22 protein-coding genes are annotated in these 16,882 nt (G+C 60.8%); 9 read left to right on the top strand and 13 right to left on the bottom strand.

Going from position 1 to position 16,882, the window contains the following annotated elements; all coding sequences use genetic code 11:
• Positions 1–19: 19 nt before the first annotated feature.
• Genes H8F27_RS06325 through H8F27_RS06310 form a run of 4 tightly spaced genes read right to left on the bottom strand, consistent with a single transcriptional unit; the run spans position 20 to position 4,005 of the window.
• Positions 20–1,471, bottom strand: a complete 1,452-nt coding sequence (locus H8F27_RS06325) for a mechanosensitive ion channel family protein (protein WP_197152276.1) — start codon at positions 1,469–1,471, stop codon at positions 20–22.
• Between the two features lie 36 nt (positions 1,472–1,507).
• Positions 1,508–1,846: a DUF3307 domain-containing protein gene (locus H8F27_RS06320; protein WP_231596556.1), complete on the bottom strand. Its 339-nt coding sequence runs from the start codon at positions 1,844–1,846 to the stop codon at positions 1,508–1,510.
• A 4-nt stretch (positions 1,847–1,850) separates the two neighbouring features.
• Entirely contained in the window at positions 1,851–3,809 is a 1,959-nt protein-coding gene (speA, locus tag H8F27_RS06315) for a biosynthetic arginine decarboxylase (RefSeq protein WP_197152274.1), read from the bottom strand.
• Positions 3,810–3,849: 40 nt separating this feature from the next.
• On the bottom strand, positions 3,850–4,005 hold the full coding sequence (locus H8F27_RS06310) for a hypothetical protein (protein ID WP_197152266.1): 156 nt from the start codon (positions 4,003–4,005) through the stop codon (positions 3,850–3,852).
• 7 nt (positions 4,006–4,012) lie between these two features.
• Between H8F27_RS06310 and H8F27_RS06305 the strand changes: the two genes are divergently transcribed.
• The 5 genes from H8F27_RS06305 to ndk all read left to right on the top strand — a co-directional run bounded on the left by H8F27_RS06305 (position 4,013) and on the right by ndk (position 6,321).
• Positions 4,013–4,150 (top strand): hypothetical protein, encoded by a 138-nt coding sequence (locus H8F27_RS06305; RefSeq protein WP_197152264.1) that lies wholly within the window; start codon positions 4,013–4,015, stop codon positions 4,148–4,150.
• A gap of 21 nt (positions 4,151–4,171) precedes the next feature.
• The gene (locus tag H8F27_RS06300) at positions 4,172–4,942 is read left to right on the top strand and encodes an ATP-binding protein (RefSeq protein ID WP_197152262.1); all 771 of its coding nucleotides are present in this window, start codon (positions 4,172–4,174) and stop codon (positions 4,940–4,942) included.
• Positions 4,943–5,052: 110 nt separating this feature from the next.
• A complete protein-coding gene (locus H8F27_RS06295; protein WP_197152260.1) occupies positions 5,053–5,325 on the top strand; it encodes a type II toxin-antitoxin system Phd/YefM family antitoxin in 273 nt (90 codons plus the stop codon).
• Positions 5,326–5,327: 2 nt separating this feature from the next.
• Positions 5,328–5,759, top strand: a complete 432-nt coding sequence (locus tag H8F27_RS06290) for a putative toxin-antitoxin system toxin component, PIN family (RefSeq protein WP_197152259.1) — start codon at positions 5,328–5,330, stop codon at positions 5,757–5,759.
• 103 nt (positions 5,760–5,862) lie between these two features.
• Entirely contained in the window at positions 5,863–6,321 is a 459-nt protein-coding gene (ndk, locus tag H8F27_RS06285) for a nucleoside-diphosphate kinase (RefSeq protein WP_197152257.1), read from the top strand.
• A 34-nt stretch (positions 6,322–6,355) separates the two neighbouring features.
• Here ndk and H8F27_RS18235 read toward each other — a convergent pair whose 3' ends face one another.
• The 5 genes from H8F27_RS18235 to istA form a co-directional block, all read right to left on the bottom strand.
• Positions 6,356–7,123 carry a glycosyltransferase 87 family protein gene (locus H8F27_RS18235; RefSeq protein ID WP_197152255.1) on the bottom strand — a complete coding sequence of 256 codons (768 nt, stop codon included), beginning with the start codon at positions 7,121–7,123 and terminating at the stop codon, positions 6,356–6,358.
• A 48-nt stretch (positions 7,124–7,171) separates the two neighbouring features.
• Positions 7,172–8,125, bottom strand: coding sequence for an IS1595 family transposase (locus H8F27_RS06275; RefSeq protein WP_197147974.1), 954 nt, complete (start codon positions 8,123–8,125; stop codon positions 7,172–7,174).
• A 66-nt stretch (positions 8,126–8,191) separates the two neighbouring features.
• Positions 8,192–8,380: a hypothetical protein gene (locus tag H8F27_RS17515; RefSeq protein WP_231596555.1), complete on the bottom strand. Its 189-nt coding sequence runs from the start codon at positions 8,378–8,380 to the stop codon at positions 8,192–8,194.
• Between the two features lie 371 nt (positions 8,381–8,751).
• Positions 8,752–9,465, bottom strand: coding sequence for an IS21-like element helper ATPase IstB (gene istB, locus H8F27_RS06270; RefSeq protein ID WP_231596186.1), 714 nt, complete (start codon positions 9,463–9,465; stop codon positions 8,752–8,754).
• On the bottom strand, positions 9,419–11,056 hold the full coding sequence (istA, locus tag H8F27_RS17510; RefSeq protein WP_231596554.1) for an IS21 family transposase: 1,638 nt from the start codon (positions 11,054–11,056) through the stop codon (positions 9,419–9,421). Before istA ends, istB begins: the two co-directional genes overlap by 47 nt.
• A 69-nt stretch (positions 11,057–11,125) precedes the next feature.
• Here istA and H8F27_RS17505 point away from each other — a divergent pair, with 69 nt between their 5' ends.
• Together H8F27_RS17505 and H8F27_RS06265 are read left to right on the top strand one after the other, a co-directional pair.
• Entirely contained in the window at positions 11,126–11,395 is a 270-nt protein-coding gene (locus tag H8F27_RS17505; RefSeq protein ID WP_231596553.1) for a hypothetical protein, read from the top strand.
• A gap of 41 nt (positions 11,396–11,436) precedes the next feature.
• A complete protein-coding gene (locus H8F27_RS06265) occupies positions 11,437–12,183 on the top strand; it encodes an IS5 family transposase (RefSeq protein ID WP_231596552.1) in 747 nt (248 codons plus the stop codon).
• A gap of 397 nt (positions 12,184–12,580) precedes the next feature.
• On the opposite strand, the gene H8F27_RS06260 is transcribed toward H8F27_RS06265, so the two are convergent.
• Complete coding sequence (locus H8F27_RS06260) at positions 12,581–13,138, bottom strand: WcaF family extracellular polysaccharide biosynthesis acetyltransferase (RefSeq protein WP_197152253.1); 558 nt, start codon at positions 13,136–13,138, stop codon at positions 12,581–12,583.
• A gap of 211 nt (positions 13,139–13,349) precedes the next feature.
• On the opposite strand from H8F27_RS06260, the gene H8F27_RS06255 reads away from it, so the two are divergent.
• Entirely contained in the window at positions 13,350–13,739 is a 390-nt protein-coding gene (locus H8F27_RS06255) for a DUF6444 domain-containing protein (protein ID WP_197152251.1), read from the top strand.
• Positions 13,740–13,975: 236 nt separating this feature from the next.
• On the opposite strand, the gene H8F27_RS06250 is transcribed toward H8F27_RS06255, so the two are convergent.
• Complete coding sequence (locus H8F27_RS06250) at positions 13,976–15,202, bottom strand: IS256 family transposase (RefSeq protein ID WP_197152249.1); 1,227 nt, start codon at positions 15,200–15,202, stop codon at positions 13,976–13,978.
• 158 nt (positions 15,203–15,360) lie between these two features.
• Here H8F27_RS06250 and H8F27_RS18230 point away from each other — a divergent pair, with 158 nt between their 5' ends.
• Entirely contained in the window at positions 15,361–15,702 is a 342-nt protein-coding gene (locus H8F27_RS18230; RefSeq protein WP_197152247.1) for an IS66 family transposase zinc-finger binding domain-containing protein, read from the top strand.
• 134 nt (positions 15,703–15,836) lie between these two features.
• Here H8F27_RS18230 and H8F27_RS17985 read toward each other — a convergent pair whose 3' ends face one another.
• A complete protein-coding gene (locus tag H8F27_RS17985) occupies positions 15,837–16,220 on the bottom strand; it encodes a transposase (protein WP_197152245.1) in 384 nt (127 codons plus the stop codon).
• A 4-nt stretch (positions 16,221–16,224) separates the two neighbouring features.
• Entirely contained in the window at positions 16,225–16,866 is a 642-nt protein-coding gene (locus tag H8F27_RS17980; RefSeq protein WP_197153402.1) for a transposase, read from the bottom strand.
• Between the last annotated feature and the right edge of the window lie 16 nt (positions 16,867–16,882).

Below are 16,882 nucleotides of genomic sequence, written 5' to 3'. Positions count from 1 at the left end.
CCCATGCTTCTCAAAACCCCTATAGGCCCAGGAACATCATTCGCATCTTGCTGAGCAGGGAGCCCTCCTGTTGGAGCTTGGTTTCAGAGCTGAGCTTCAGTAATTCTGCCCTCCTCTGGCTAATCACAGCAGCAAGCATCTCCAGCACTTTCGGCTCATGCTGCAGGAGTGGGCGCAGGTCGTCGCGTTCAACTTCCAGCACCACACAGGACCCCAATGCTTCAATTGTGGCACTGCGGGGCTCCTCGTTGAAAACACTCATCTCGCCGATAATTGCCGGGGCGCTGAGGCGGGCAAGCTCGCGCAATTCACCGTCTTGCATTTTCTTTATAACTGCAACCTCGCCGCTAACAATCTGGTAGAGGGTGTTACCTTCATCGCCTTCTACGATTATTTTCTCCCCCTGGCCAAATCGGATGCAACGTGTCAGTCTGGAGATTCCGCCAAGCTGGCTTTCGGTAAGTTGGCCGAACAGGGGGCTCTTGGCCAGAATTGCAATGCGATCTTCCAGATCGAATTTGACAGGGCTCTCCGGTCCTGAGCTACCCAGGCGTCTTTTGAATTCCGTAATCGGATAGGGCACCCGTTGATCTATGCGCTCGAGGGCATACCAGATCTGGCTGAGCACTTCCCCCCTCAGTTCGTCGTAGCCCAAGTCGGTCGGATCTTCCTGCCAAACCTCAAGTTCGTAGGTGTTGGCGTAGTCGTGATAGGCATAGACAATTGCTTCCGGCGCTGGGTTTTTCAGCACACTCGGGCAGCTTTCCGCCACTTTTAGCAGCAGCTCAGTCGCCTGGTTCGGTGGTAGTTCCCTGTCGAGATTGATGTGCAGTTCCCGCGCGATCGGCCCTTTGGGGCTAAAGCGCCGCATGTTTTTCTGCCACATCATGCTGTTTGGCAGCGTTATTAAGGCACCGTGAACATGGCGCAGGCGTGTGCTCAGCAGGGTCAGGGAAACTACCCAACCGTTGACATCATCGCCGAGCTCGAGGTAATCGCCTTCTTCAAACGGGCTGTCGACCCGCAGCATGATTCCTGCAAACAAGTCTTTTAGAGCCTCCTGGGCCGCCAGGCCGATAACGGCCGTCAAAATGGCTGATGTGGTCACCAGGCCGACCACGTTGATATCGGCCGCTCTCTGCAGCACGATCAGGGTGAGGGCGGCGCCGATGGTCAGGGCGCCGAGGTCGCGCAGGATCTTGGGCGGATGGGGCCACCAGCTGATCGGAGCCGGTAATTCCAGCGTCAGCCAGAACGCCAGTTGCAGGGCCGCATAACTTTGGCCCAGATGGAGGGTTAAATCCAGCCAGAGTTTATTCTCCGACGCTGCAATGCTTGCCGGCAGGCTGGCGTGCACTATCCAGATCAGGATCGCCAGGCCTGGTAGGCGTAGGGGCACCGGGGCCAGCTTTGTGCGCCTGCAGATCAGCCATAGGGCTACTAGCAGGATCACCAAGCCCAGGGCTGTCATCAGGACTCCCAGATTGACCATTTCAGCCGGCCATGGTTATGAGATCAGCGCCAGGCTGCAGCTTGCCCAGCTAACTTTACAGAGCAGATGGAGGCTTTGGTCTGTGGCGAGATTGATCAGCTTGCGACATTTGAGTAGGTCGATGAGGAAATGGGCTACAAATTCAGCTGCCCCCAGCCAGGGCATTCCCGTAATCAGGGCCACAGCCAGGGCGTGGGTACCGCAGTGGCTGGCCATCCAGTAGCCCCAGGCCACACCCACCTGGCCGCAGCCGGGGCATTTGCCGATGGCCATCTTGTCTGTCTGCAGGGGAAAGTCGCAGAGGCAATGGGCAAAGCCCAGCATCAGCACCAGCTCCGGCAGGGACCAATCCATTTGTTCAAGCCCAGGGCTGTAAATAGGTGGTTTGGCGCAGGCTGGCCTCCAGGTGGGCCATCAGGCGGCGGGCGTCGCTGATTCCCAGTTGGCCCCGACCGATCGCTGCCTCGCTGGCGATCCGTAGCCGCTCGAGCAGCAGCTGGGGGTCGTGCTCCATGGCCTCCAGCACATCGGCGTTGGTGTTACCACGCACCACGTGGTCGATTTGGTAGCCGCCGCTGGCCTTGAGCCGCAGGTGAACGGCGTTGGTGCTGCCGAATAGGTTGTGCAGGTTGCCCATCACTTCCTGGTAGGCGCCGCCCAGAAACAGGCCGATCCAATAGGGCTCACCGGGCCGTAGGCCGTGCAGCTCCAGCAGCGGTTTTACCTGACCCCTCCCGGAGCGCCCGTCCGGATCGATGAAGCGAGCGATTTTGCCGTCCGAATCGCAGGTGAGGTCGGCAAAGTTGCCCAGCCTTTGAGGCCGTTCGTTGAGCCGTTGGATCGGCAGCACCGGAAACAGCTGGTCGATGGCCCAGGTGTCGGGGGCCGAGCGGAACACCGAGAGGTTGGCGTAGTAGGTGGCGGCCAGGGCGGCTGGCAGGGCCTGCAGCTCCTGGGGGATGGCGGTGCCGGTGGGGAGCGAGCCCAGGCGGGTGGCGATCGCCTGGCAGCAGGCCCAGGTGAGCTGCTCGGCCAGGCCCCGCTCCGGCAGGCTGAGGTAACCCAGGCGGAAGGCGGCTAGGGCGTCCTCCTTGAACTTGAGGGCGTCGTTCCAGGCCTCTTGAAGGGCGTCTGGGCCCCCACCCGGTGCCGTGATGCCGGCGTGGGTGTCGCGTAGGTTGCGCAGGATAAGGGCTTCTCCCGCCTGGGCTGGCGGCACCACTCCCGGCTGGCCGCCGGCGCCGAGCACGTCAAACACCAGCACGGAGAAGTGGCTGGCGATCGCCCGGCCGCTCTCGCTCACCAGGGTGGGCACGGCGATGCCGTGGGGCTGGCAGCACTCCTTCACCGTGGCCACCACGTCGTTGGCGTAGTTCTGCAGCGAGTAGTTGGTGGAGGCGGCGCTGGCGGTGCGGCTGCCGTCGTAGTCGATGCCCAGGCCCCCACCCACGTCGAGGTAGCCCATGGGCGCCCCCAGGCGGGTGAGCTCGCCGTAGATCTGGCCCGCCTCCTGCAGGGCGTCCTTGAGCACGGCGATGTCGTTGATCTGGCTGCCGACGTGGAAGTGCAGCAGGCGCAGCTCGCCGAGCAGGTCGGCGGCCCGCAGGGCTTCCACCGTGGCCAGCAAGTCGGGCACCGACAGGCCGAATTTGGCCCGCTCCCCCACCGAGCTGCCCCAGCGGCCAGTGCTGCGGGCCGAGAGCTTGGCGCGGATGCCGATCAGGGGAGCGGCGCCAAGCTCCCGGCTGGCGGCGATGATCCGCGCCACCTCATCGGCCTGCTCGATCACCACCACCGGCTGACGGCCGAGGCGCCGGGCCAGGATCGCCGTCTCGATGTAGCGGCTGTCTTTGTACCCGTTGCAGATCAGCAGGGCGTCGGGGTCGTCGAGCAGGGAGAGGGCAATCAGCAGCTCGGCCTTGCTGCCTGCTTCGAGCCCGAAGTGCCAGCGCCGGCCGCTCTCCACCAGCTGCTCCACCACGTGGCGCTGCTGGTTGCACTTGACCGGAAACACGCCCTGGTAGCGGCCTCCGTAGCTGTATTGGGCGATGGCGCGCTCGAAGGCGCCATGCAGGCGCTCCAGCCGGTCTTCGAGGATGTCGTCGAAGCGGATCAGTAGGGGCAGCGATAGGTCGCGGCCCTGAAGCTCCTCCACCAGATCCACCAGGTCGAGGGAGCCGCCCCGCTCTCCCCTGGGCTGCACGATCACGTGGCCGCGATCGTTCACCGAAAAATAGGGATCGCCCCAGCGATCGAGGCCGTAGAGGGCGGCGCCGTCGGCTGCAGTCCAGGTGCCGGTGGAATTGGCGAGCACCATCGGGCCCTGGGTTGTGGCGGGTTGCGTGGCTGGAATCTAGTCAGTGGTGGCCGCAGATCCCTCCGCGCCGCAGGGCGATCAGCAACTCCCGACTGTTGCAGCCCAGGGAGATAGGAGCGCTGCAGCTATCGGGAAACTGCCTTGCGGAGTGGCCCCCGGCCGCACACTTATCATTCATGTAATGAATGAAATCCATCCACTGCGTGAATTCTCTTCCCCGTCTGCTCAGCGGCGCCCTCGCCGATCGGTTGGCGGTGATGCCGGCGGTGGTCGTCACGGCTGCGCGGCAGACCGGTAAGAGCACCCTGGTCGAACAGCTCGTTCAAGGTGAACGGCTCTAGCGCACGCTCGACGACTTCGACGTGCTCGATGCCGCCAGGCGCGATCCAGAGGCGCTGGTGGGAGGCCATGGGCCGATAACACTCGACGAGGTGCAGCGCGAGCCAGGTTTGCTCAGCGCCGTGAAGCGGGCCTTCGACCGGAACCGCAGCGCTGGTCGCTTCCTGCTAACCGGTTCGGCGAATCTGCTCCTGATGCGGCATGTTTCCGAATCGCTCGCCGGCCGCTGGGAGGAGCTGCTCGACACGCCCGATGAAGGATGGCGCGACCTGCTCGCCGCCGGGGACGGGCACGAGGAGGACTGGTGTGCACTGGCGTATCGGGGCGGCTTTCCCACACCGGCCCTCGAGCTGGCCAGACCGGCTGAGCGCGCCATCTGGTTTGACGGCTACGTGCGCACCTATCTCGAGCGCGACCTGCAGGACCTCGCCACGATCAGCTCACTGCCGGATTTCCGCCGGCTGATGCAGGCGGCCTGCCTGCGCCTGGGGCAGCTCCTCAACCAGACCGAGCTGGGGCGCGACGTGGCGCTGCCGCAACCCACGGTGCACCGCTGGCTGAACCTGCTGGAAACTTCTTACCTGCTGGTGCGCCTGCCGGCCTATGCGGTGAATCGCACCAAGCGGCTGATCAAGGCGCCAAAGCTGTACTGGGGCGACACCGGCATCGCTCTGCATCTGGCCGGATCGGAACCGCAAGGTCCCCATCTCGAAAACCTCCTGCTGCACACCGGCAGCAGCGTCGAATGGCTCACCCCCGATGTGCTGGCGGCGCCGTGGTGGCGAGTGCTCTGACCATGCCGTTACACATCGAGCTGCCGCGGCAACGACGCCATGAACGGTCTCGCCGCTTGCCAGGGCCGATCATGCTGACCATACTAACCGTATTGCTCTCACGTGTTGTCATGATCAGCGAAGCCAGTGCCGTGAGCTTCCGCCAAAACCTCGGCGACATGCTCAATCAGGTGCAATACCGCCACGACAGCATCGTGATCAAGCGCGATGGCAAACCCGTAGCGGCCCTGGTGGATGCCCGTCTTTTTGAGCGGATCCGTCGCCTGCAGGCCCGTTTTGACGGCCTGTGTGAGCGCATCGAAGCGGGCTATGCCGAAGTGCCGGAAGCGGAGGGACTGGCGGAGATTGATGTTGCCGTCGCGGCCAGCCGCGGCGGGCGCTGACAATGGCCGGCCTGGGCGTGGTGCTCGACACCAACGTGCTGCTCTCCGGCCTCGCTTACCCGGCCAGTATCCCTGGCCGGCTGATCGCTGCCTGGCGCTTCGGGGCGCTGGATCTGGTGCTGTCGGATTTCATCCTTGCTGAGCTGCGCCGCACCCAGCCAAGGTTGGTCCACCGTCATGGACTGACGCTTCCTGCCATCGATGATTTGATCGACTCCCTGGCGATTTTGGCCGACCTGGTGGAGCCGGAGGTTGTAGCGGAGAGCGACCTGACGGATCGCAACGACCTGCCGGTGCTCGGCACCCTGGTGGCGGCTCTGCGGCTCGGCTCGGCCCAGGCCCTGGTGACGGGCGACAAAGCCCTACTTGCCTTGCGGGATCGCTACCCCATTCGCACCCCCGGGGAGTTCTGGGCGGAGCATGGCGGCCCCTGAATGGCCCACAGCACGCCGGCCCCTAATGGCCAGTGCCTTTTGGCGTGCTTGCCAAGCGGCGGGGCCGGCGCTCACGATGGGCTAGCTAGTTGTTTTGACCTTCATGGCCGCCGAACGCTCCTTCATTGCCATCAAGCCCGACGGCGTTCAGCGCGGCCTGGTGGGGGAGATCTTGGGGCGCTTTGAGCGCAAGGGCTTCAAGCTGGTGGGGCTCAAGCAGCTCACCCCCAGCCGCGAGCTGGCCGAGAGCCACTACGGCGTGCACCGCGAGCGCCCCTTCTTCGCCGGCCTGGTGGCCTTCATCACCTCCGGCCCGGTGGTGGCCATGGTGTGGGAAGGCGACGGCGTCATCGCCAGCGCCCGCACATTGATAGGCGCCACCAAGCCCCTGGAGGCCGAGCCCGGCACGATCCGCGGTGATCTGGCCGTCAACATCGGCCGCAATGTGATCCACGGCTCCGACGCCCCCGAAACCGCCGAATTCGAGATCGGTCTCTGGTTCCAGCCTGGCGAGCTCAGCGATTGGACCCCAGCCGATCAGGTGTGGCGCATGGAGGGGTGATTAATTTGCCTCCCTGGCACCTATTGGGCTGTGATCATTTCGCCAATACTGGCGAATATGCTTTGCCATTAAGGATTCGAAATAGTAAAAACATCCCAATAAGTAGCCAAACGGAGGGCTGAAATGCTTGATTGGATGGAAGCCAGGTTAAAAACCTGTAGGGCGTAGACAAGCTTAGAGTTATCAAAAGTGAAAGTGCAACATTGCCTAGCATTGGGCGCTGAGCGCTAATTAGCCAGCAACATATTAGGGCTGGATATAGCATAATGTTGTCGTATATGTGATGATAGAATAATAATGCTCCCAAGATGGAGCTTATCCCAGAAAGCTCCATCGAAAGGCTAGCATTTGTCAGTTGAGCCCAGGCCATGGTGGCGGCTTCTGATCTACGTCTGTTCACGTAAAAAACGCTAATCATTGCTGCAAAGGCAGCGACCGAAGCGATTAGTACGTATTCCATAAGGCTATTGTTCGAAAGCAACAGTAATCCGGTTATATTTGGAGACCCCGTGTTTGTGAAATTTGATAGAGTTGATAGCCAGCTTTTGAGGAATTCCACTGGTGGAGTGCTAGTATGCCACAGTGCAATAACGCTTAGTCCGATCAAAATGCCAATTCCGAGCAATACCCCTTTGCGATGAGGCTTGGCAATAAATAGTATGGCAAATGTGACGGCTATTTGAGGTTTAATCATCGCCAACGCCCAGCATAAGCCCGCTAAATAGGGCTTTTTGCCCTTAAGTAGTAGCCATTGCAGGGCGAGAAAGCCTACGCATATTGCTGAAAATTGGCCTGTCCTCAAGCATAGATCAAGCCCCCTGATTGTAAGCGGCGCAAAAGCGCCACTTGATTACCCATAAGCCTCCGCAACCCTGAGATCCCGCTCCGTGCAGGGCATGCAGCAACAGACCGCATTGGCAATGCGATCAGTCATCGCAACCATCGAGAAGCGCCGGTTGAACCGGAAGCAGAAGCCGCCCAGGTAGCGCCTGGCGTACTTGTCGAAATTGAAAGCGTGGAAGGTGCCGTTGAAGCCGGTCTTGAGGTTGCCCAGCACGGTGTTGATCCAACGGAACTGCGGCAAGTCGTTTGGGTGCTTCCCACCGGTGACGATGGCGTGATGGCTGCAGCCTGCCGTGGTCACGGCACGAAAGCAGGCCAGGCCATCGGAGAGCACCTGACTGCCGGGCGCCAGATGGCGCTTGGCCCACTCAGCGATGGCCTCTGAGCTGAAGCCACTCACGGCTGTGATCCTGGCGTGAATCAGCCGGCCCGCCTCATTCAAGGAGACGGCCGCGACGATGGGGATCTTGTTCTCTGAACCCCGACCTGCCTTGCCGCCCGGCAGTTCTCCGCCGAGGTAGGAATCATCGATCTGGACTTTTCCCCGCAGCAGGTAAGCCTCCTCCCGATCAGCCATCGCCCGCAGAATCTTGTGGTGCAGCAGCCAGGCGGTGTCGTAGTTCACGCCCAGGTGGCGGCTGAGCTCCAGCGAGGAGATCCCTGTTTTGGCCTGCCCGATCATGTAAAAGGCCAGAAACCAGGTGGTCAGAGGCAATTTCGTGGCCTGCATGATCGTGCCAGCCGTGAGCGTGGCCTGATGGCCGCAGCTGCGGCACTGATAGCGCTTGAGCCTGCGGCCATAGACCAGCCCATGCTCATGGCCATTGCAGCGGGGACAGCGGAACCCACCGGGCCAGCGCGCCTTCTCCAAAGCAGCCTCACATTGCACCTCGGTGCCGTAGAGCCGCTGGAAGTCAGGCAGTGAAAGGCCTTTCTGGAACTGGATGACGTTGCGCGCCATGACTGAACTGGTATGTGCGTACCAGTCTACGGCCCAGGCTCGCGGTGCGCGGAGCGAGCTGGGTAATCAAGAAGCGCCAAGCCAACTTATTGCCTCTCCCCATGGCTTGAAGCACTGTTTTCCAACAAAAGAAATAGCTGCTAGACCGGCAAGAGTAGCGATTAATATTGTAATTTTCTCTTGGGCACCTCGAAAAATACGATCAGCCCTTGCGTCGAGGCGACTATAGCTTATAATTTGGATAGTTAATTGCATCTGTCCCGCGTCAACCCCCTTGGCCGATTGGCGTCAATCAAGTTGGCCGGTGAGGGGAACTGATCGCCCCCCAGTTGTCGCCGGCGACAACTGGGGGGCGATGACGCTGGAGGCGACACGAAAACTGAGCCACACATCAGTCCGAGCCATTGCCAGCACTGACTTCCTCTGATCGGCACCAGGCGACAACCACGTTGGCCGGTTAGGCGCCGAGACCTCTGCTGAGCCTTGCCCTGGAGCGCACGAGCCGGCGGACCGCACAGTCCGCCGGCAGCGCGGAGCTCCCCGCCGGGGTCTGGCACCATCGGCACCAGGTTGTCGCCGGACGACAATCTCCCGGGCTGTTCTCCGCTTCTCTACGGCTGCTGTGGCTATTTGCTGCCGCTGCGCCGGCTTGCTTGGGCGCGGCGGTGGCTGTCGCCGCTGATCTCGACGATGTGGCAGTGGTGCACCAGCCGGTCCACCGCCGCCACGGTCATTGAGCTGCTGGGGAAGATCTCATCCCAGGCGGTGAACGGCTGATTGGCGGTGATCAGCAGCGATCGGCGCTCGTAGCGGTGGCAGATCAGCTCAAACAGCACGCTGCTCTCCTGTTCATCCCGCCGCACATAGCCAATGTCATCGATCAGCAGCAGCGGGTAGCGATCCAGCCGCTCCAGCGCTGCCGGCAGGTTGTATTCGGCGCGGGCCTTCTGCAGCTCCTGCACCAGGCTCGTGGCGGGATAGAAGCGGCAGGCCTGATCCAGGCCGATCTGCGCCAAGGCGATGCCGACCGCCAGGTGCGTCTTGCCCACACCGCTGGGGCCGAACAGCAGCACGTTCTCGCCCCGCTGCAGCCACTCGCTCTGGCGGCTCAAGGCCTCCAGTTCCTGCCATCGGTGCGCCTCGATCCGGCCGCCATGGTCGTAGTCCGCCAGCGCTTTGCTCCAGGGCAGCTGGGCCGCGCGCAGCAGCCGGTGCTGGCGGGCCTGCTGGCGTTGCTCCATTTCCTGCTCGCACAGGGCATAGAGAAACTGACTGGGGCTCCAGCCCTCGCCCTCAGCCTGCGAGGCGATGCTCTGCCAGTGGCAGCGGATCCATGCCAACCGCAGCTGTCGCAGCAGGATCGGCAGGGCGGCTTCCGCCGCCTGGGGCCGCGGGATGGAGGGCAAGGAGGTCGTCATAGCTCTGCAGCGTGTGTTGGGAAATGCGTTGCGGCGGGTGGGGGCGATGGGGCGGCAGCCGGAAGCGTTGCTGCAGCGCCGCCAGCGACAGCCCCTGCCGTTGATGGGCCTTCTCGAGCCAAACCAGCACTGGCTCGTAGCCCGCCAGGCGGCAGCCCACATACAGCGCCTCGACCATCAATCGGGCGGCGGCGTCACGGTCACCGCCATTGCGCAGCTGCTGCCACAGCTGCCACCAGCGCTCATCGGGGAACAGCTCCCGCTGGTAACTGCAGTGCAGCAATGCCCGGGGTTTGCGCCTGAGCGCATCGATCAGATGTTCCAGATCGATGCTCCATGCCCGCCCATGGCGCTCGACACCGCCGTGGCGCCGCGCCAGTTCGCAGGCGATCTGCCGGCCCAGAAGCAGCTGCAGCCGGTCGTGGAAGATCCGCACCGTCAGCCGCTGGTCGATCAACCGCGGCGGCACCGAATACACCACCCTGCGCACCTCGATCGTGCTGGTGCGTCGCACCGTGAGCTGTTCAATGTCGTAGTCGGCAAAACGAAACCGCGGTAGTGGCCGCAGCGCCGATTTCTCTTGCTCCAGCCGGACCAGACGCGGTCGGTTGTATTGCTCGAGCACTGCAGCCAGAAAAGCCTGGTATTCAGCCAGCGACTCGAAATCACTGCTGCTGCGCAGCAGCAGCGCCTGCTCGATCCGCCGCTTGAGATGGCCATGGGGACTCTCCACACGGCCGTTCTCATGCGCCACGCCACAGTTGTTGCGGCTGTAGGCCAGGCCGTAGTGGCTGCAGAGGGCGTGATAGCGGGGGGTGATGTCGGCTGAAAAACTGCCGTTGCGGTTGCGACATGCTGCCGATAACCGATCGGTCCGCAGTTCCGCCGGCACCCCGCCGCAAGCTGCCAGGGCGTTCTGCAGACCCTCGGAGAGGGCCACAAAACTCTCGCCGCCCTGCACCACCTGCGCGTAGCTCCAGCCGCTCCATGCCAGGCGGTAATGGAACAACAGATGGGGGAATGCCTCACCTGCGATCGTCACCTCCACCCCTTTGAGCTGGGTGAAGTCACAGAAGGCGATCTCGCCGGGCTCGTAACTCAAAGGGAAGATCACCTCCGGCGCCGGGCCGTGCATTGCCTTCCACTCCCGCACCCGGCGCTGCAGGGTGCGCCGTAGCGGAATCCAGTCCACATCTTGTTTCTGCCGCTGCAGATGCTCCAGGAGCGTGATCGGCGTCAGCGCGGGTGAGCGCTGCAGCAACGGCACCAGCTCCTCCTCCCATACCCCCACCAGCGGATCGGGGCGGGTGCGGCCACGGGGCTGGTTCGCCCGCGGCTGCAGCTGATTGCATTCAATCCGGCGAGCACTGCGCACTGAGATGCCCGCCGCCGCGGCAGCAGCCTCCTGGCTGCTGCCGCCTCGTCGTTTCGTCATGAACAGGTTGCGTTGGTGGCTTGTCAGTGGTGCCGGCATCCCCTGGTCCCTGCGCATCGGCACCAGGGTCACCAGCACTCACCCCACCGGCCAACGAGCTTGTCGCCGACCGGTCAACTTGATTGTCGCCGGACATGCATCCCTGGTATGGGCCAAAGAGGCTTCTGGGACGAGCAGCATAGGGTTGCAAAGCTCAAAACTAAAAAGCCTGTTCTTGAGCGACTCTCCGAATCGATTCCTTGGGAATCATTTCGCCCACTGCTCGAAACAGGTTATGCGCAAGAGCGCAAAAGCAATGCTGGTCGGCGGAGAATTGATCCGCTGATCCTCTTCAAAATGCTGGTGCTTCAACAGCTTTTCAATTTGAGCGTAGGTGTAACCTTCCGCTTGCGGTTGATGACACTGAGCTCCAGGTAAATGATCGCCGTTCTTTTGAAGAGTTTGTTGGCTTAGGCGTAATGAACGATATTCCCGATGCTACTACTCTCGCCTTTTTTCGAGAAAGGCTTCGCAAGGCCGGAGTGATCGAAGAGCTATTTGAAAAGTTTGAGTCATATCTTCGGTCCCAAGGTCTCGAAGCCCGTGGCGGTCAGATCATTGATGCAACGCTAGTACCATTTCTAAGGCAGCGAAATAGCAGAGAAGACAACAAGGAGATCAAAGAGAATCGCATGCCTGAAGGCTGGGACGAAAACCCAAATCGATTGCAGCAGAAGGATTTGGATGCGCGATGGGTTAAAAAGAACGGCATCAATCACTACGGCTACAAGAACAATATCTGTATCGACGTGGAACATGGATTTATCAGGCGCTATGCCGTGACACCGGCCAATATCCATGACAGTCAGATGCTGCCAATGCTTCTCGATCCTGAGAACACAGATGATTATGTTTGGGCAGATTCTGCCTATGCAGGCGAGCGCTTTGAAGACCTACTGAATCTTGGCGGTTTTGAAAGTTGCATTCACGAAAAAGGCAGCCGCAATCACCCGCTAAGCGACGCAGCCAAAGAGCGTAACCGTATTAAATCAGCAATAAGAGCTTGTGTGGAACATGTTTTTGGCTGCATGACCATGTCTATGGGTGGCAAGATGACTAGAAAGATTGGACTTGAGAGAAACAAAGCATGGTGGGGTCTCAAGAACCTGACATTCAACTTCCTGCGATATCTTCTAAGGAAGGATCGTGGGCTTGCACTCGCATGAGCAATAATTAGTACGAAGCTGCTTGAGTCAATTCAGCCATTTTGATGTACAATTTATTAGACCCTTTGGCGCCGCAAGGCGTTTTTTTGCAAGCTTCTGTAGGCGTGAAATTCTTGATTTTTCGAGGTTCCCTTAAAAAAGATCAAATGGATTCAATCTCTTACGGCTAGAGTTGCTTCTTCACTCTTGAGCTTATCCCTCCTCGAGGAGTAGACCAATTGTTTCCCAAAGAATCGATTCGGAAGGTCGCTAAAGAACAGGCGTTTTAATTTTAAGCTTTAGAACTCTCTGCTAGCCTTCCAAGAGCCGTGCTGGCCAATATTAAACATGCAGTAAAGTGCTCAGAGTATATACTTGTAGCCTTTCGAAAAGCCTACATAACATTTCCCGAGATGCCCTAAGTAATATCTCGACGCCGTATGGGCACTGCAGGAATTCCTTTTGCAATCATGCCGGAAGGGATAGAATCATAAACAACAGAACCAAACTCTATAACGGAACCTCTTCCTACGCGAACTGACGGAGCAATGCGAACCATCGCACAAATCCAAACCTCGTCTTCGATATCAATTCTACCTAAACGATACGGAAAAGATGCTATTTTAAAATTATGATTACCGGTGCATAGATAAACACCTTGAGAAATACAGACATTTGATCCAATCTCAACGTGTGCAAGATTGTCAATCCAAACATTCTCTCCGATCCACAAATTTTCGCCGACACAAAGATGCCAAGGGAATTTAATTTTGATGTTAGGTTTTAATAAAACTCCATGGCCAATTGATGCTCCAAATATTCTCAAAAGTATGCGGCGCCAAAGCGATCCGGGCAACCAAGATGACATCAACAGATCGCCAAATACTATCCAAAAAAACCATCGAATTGTTGGTCTGCTATTTGAATAATCCGCAGGCAGCTCAAATCTATCTAGTACTTGATACTTTACTGGCATCTTGATTGACTTTGTGCAAGCGGGAGAATGGTAATTTGCGTTGAATAATATTGATACTTGGTGAATAGATGAATGCCATTATAAAATAAAATTTGACCTGGGATATTGTATCCGTTCAGGGGGCGTGACAGCTCGCGGTGAATATCGGCCCTGCTGAACCCTTGACGACAGCTTGATTTCCGGTTGTATCTCAGGTAGAGACCCGCCTGTGATGACCGCACATCCGGCTGGAATTCCAGAAGCCGACTGGCTGGAAACTCCCGCCAGCGTCAGAGCGCTGATCAACGCCCAGCTGCAGGAGATCGAGCTGTTGCGCGGCCAACTCTCCTCCTTCGCCACCGAGTTGGCAAACCTGCGTGAGCGGATCGGACTCAGCTCTCGCAACTCATCTAAACCTCCCTCCAATGATGGTCTGGGTTTTAAGCCGCCAGAGCGGCGCAAGGGCAGTGGCCGCAAGCGGGGCGGCCAGCAGGGCCATCCCGGCAGTGGCCCGGAACTGCTGCCGATCGAGCGGGTGGATGAGGTGGTGGATCACCACCCTGATGCCTGGGCCGTTGCGTGGTGTAAAACCCGAGGCCCGAATACCCTGATCAGAGGGTGAACAGGGTGGAATGACGGGCTGTCATTCCTGAGGTGCAGATGCACCTCGTGCTTCCACGATGAAACGAGACGATTGACTTGTCAAGTCTCTCGTCTGATCGCGGCTGTGTTGTGAGCGGCAGGAGTCTTCTATGCAGCCCAGGGGTTACAGCGCCGGCCCCCGGGCGGCGATCGAGGCCGCTGCGCCCTGTGGGGGCGCTGCCACCTCAATCACCTGGGGCCTGCGTCTTGCACCTCTCAGGCGGCGGCGCTGAGCAGGGCCGGCAGATCCTCCAGCTCCGGGATGGCAGCCATGCTTTCGGCGGAGAACATGCGGCGGCCTTCCAGCTGCCAATGCTCGTGCTGCTCCAGCAGCACCGCGCCCACCAGGCGGGTGATCGACGCGTCGTTGGGGAAGATGCCGACGACGCGGGTGCGGCGCTTGATCTCCTCGTTGACCCGCTCCAGCAGGTTGGTGCTCCAGACCTTCTTCCAGTGTGGCTGCGGGAAGTGACGGAAGGCCAGCACGTCCTCTCTGGCCTCGTTCATGAGCTCGGTGGCCTTGGGGAAGCGCTCCGCCAGCGAGGCGGCCAGGTCATCCCAGCGGCTGAGGATCTCTCCGGCATCCTCCTGGGCGAACACGCTGCGCAGGGCAGCGGTGACCATGCCCTGGTGAGCCTTGGGTACCCGCTGGAGAAGGTTGCGGGCGAAGTGGACGCGGCAGCGCTGCCACACACAGCCCTGCAGCTGGCGCCTGATGGCCTTGGTGAGGCCCACGTGGGCTTCGGAGATCACCAGCTTGACGCCAGTCAGGCCGCGCTCTTTGAGCGAGGCGAGGAACTCACTCCAGAAGCCCTCGCTCTCGCTGTCGCCCACCTTGAGGCCCAGCAGCTCACGGCGACCATCGGCGTTGACCCCCATGGCGACGACGACGGCCCTTGAGCAGACCTGCAGGGCCTTGCCCAGCCGGCCGTGGAGGTAGGTGGCATCCAGGTAGACGTAGGCGTAGCCGGACTCCTGCAGGGGCCGGTTCAGAAACGCCTGAACCTGCTCGTCGATGTCCTGGCAGATACGACTGACCTGGGATTTGGAGATACCGCTCTGGGATCCCAGGGCGGCGACCAGGGCATCCACCTTGCGGGTGGAGACCCCACAGATGTAGGCCTCCATGATCACGCCGTAGAGGGCCTGCTCCACCCGGCGACGGGGCTCGAGGATCGAGGGCAGGAAGCTGCCAGCCCGCAGTTTGGGGATCAGCAGGTCGATGTCGCCTACCTGGGTGGTCAGACTGCGGGGCCGGTAACCGTTGCGATAGCCGAGCCGCTCCTCGGTGCGCTCGTGGCGGTCGGCACCCAGCACGGCAGCGACCTCCAGCTCGATCAGCTGCTGCAGGCCGTAACGGGCCAGCTCGGGGATCAACTCACCGGCAGTGCTGCCATCCAGTAGCGGCGCGAGGTCGAGTGCGGCACAGTAAGTCTTGGGCATGGTTCGTCTGGTTGAGGTGGTTCTCGAACCAGGGAAACGGGCCTGCCCACCCCTTGCAACGCCAGCCGCTGGGCCAGCCACCTGAGGTGCGCGGCCCACCCCGGCTACGCCGGGGTGGGGGTGCCGGGGGATTTACACCAAGCCTTGGGACGCCAGCGATGCCTGCCGCGTCCTTTTGCGGTCAGCTGTTGGTCGGTATTGATCCAGAACCCTTGCGCCATCAGATGATCGAGATCCCGCCGATCACCCCGCTGGTGATCGAGCATCGCCTGCATCGCTTGGTGTGCCCCTGCTGTTCCACCAGCACCTGTGCAACGCTGCCGGCCGATGTGGAGGCCAGTCACTACGGCCCAAGGCTCAGTGCCCTGGTGGGCCTGCTGGGCAGTGCCTTCACCTTGAGTTTCAGCAAGACCCAGGCCCTGCTCCAGCAGCTGGTAGGAGGGAAGCGCCCCTCCGAGTGGTGTAACTCAGGAGGTCCTGTGCCCCTTTCTGGAGGGTGAACAGGAGCAGTCAGAGGATGACTGCTTGGAAACTGATTGTGCAGCTCCGCTCATCCACTATGAACCCTGATCGCTGAATTGACAACTCAGCGATCGAGGTGTTCTGTGTAGATCGAGGGAGGAGCTGGTGCGCTTCAGCGGATGGTTGCTGCCGCCTTCTTGGTCGGATCAGCTTCGGTGAGCTCCAGCGGCTCTTCCGGCTCCGGGATCTTGGCCATGGTGGCTTCAGAGAAAAAGCGCCGGCGTTCCAGCTGCCATTCCTCCTGCTGCTCCAGCAGCTGGCTGCCCACCAACCGCACGATCGCAGCGTCGTTGGGGAAGATCCCGACAACGTTGGTGCGGCGCTTGATCTCCTTGTTGAGCCGCTCAAGCGGGTTGGTGCTCCAGATCTTGCGCCAGTGCTCCTGCGGGAAGTGCAGGAACGCCAGCACGTCGTCACGGGCGGCGTCCATCACCGGGACAGCTTTCGGGAACTGCTTGCGCAGCATCTCGGTGACCCGCTGCCAGTGGGAGCGCACTTGCTCAGGTGCCTGGATGACGAATACTGCTTATGGCCTCCGGCCGACTGCGTCTACATGGCCGCTGCCACCATGTCCTGGCCGGCTTTCGGCACAAGCTGCGCCATGCAGCGCCCCTCGCGGTGCGACGCCAGCTACTGCCCTGGAACATCCGCCTGATCGCTGCCGTCAGCCCCAGGTGGGCGTCTGAGATCACCAGCCTGGTTCCAGTCAGGCCACGCTCCTTGATGCTGCCGAGGAACTGCCGCCAGAAGCCCTCGGCCTCACTGTCACCCACGGCGATCCCCAGCACCTCGCGGTAGCCGAGGACATTGATACCAATCGCTACCACCACGGCCCGCGACACCACCTGCATGTTCTGGCCAAGGCGGCCGTGCAGGTACGTCGCATCGAGGTAGACGTAGGGGAAATGGGCATGGTCCAGCGGCCGACCCAGAAAGGCTTTCACCTGCTCACCTGTGCCCTGGCAGATGCGGCTTACCTCCGATTTGGAGACGCCGCTGGCGCCGCCCAGCGCCTCCACCAGGGCATCAACCTTGCTGGTGGAGATACCACCGGTGTAGGCCTCCATCACCACGGCGTAGAGGGCCTTGTCGACGCGGCGGCGGGGTTCGAGCCAGTCGGGAAAGAAGCTGCCCTGCCTCAGTTACTCCTCCGGAGAA

Source organism: Synechococcus sp. CBW1108 (assembly GCF_015840335.1).
Taxonomy (GTDB): Bacteria; Cyanobacteriota; Cyanobacteriia; order PCC-6307; family Cyanobiaceae; genus Cyanobium_A.
This window is presented reverse-complemented; position numbering and strand designations above follow the sequence as displayed.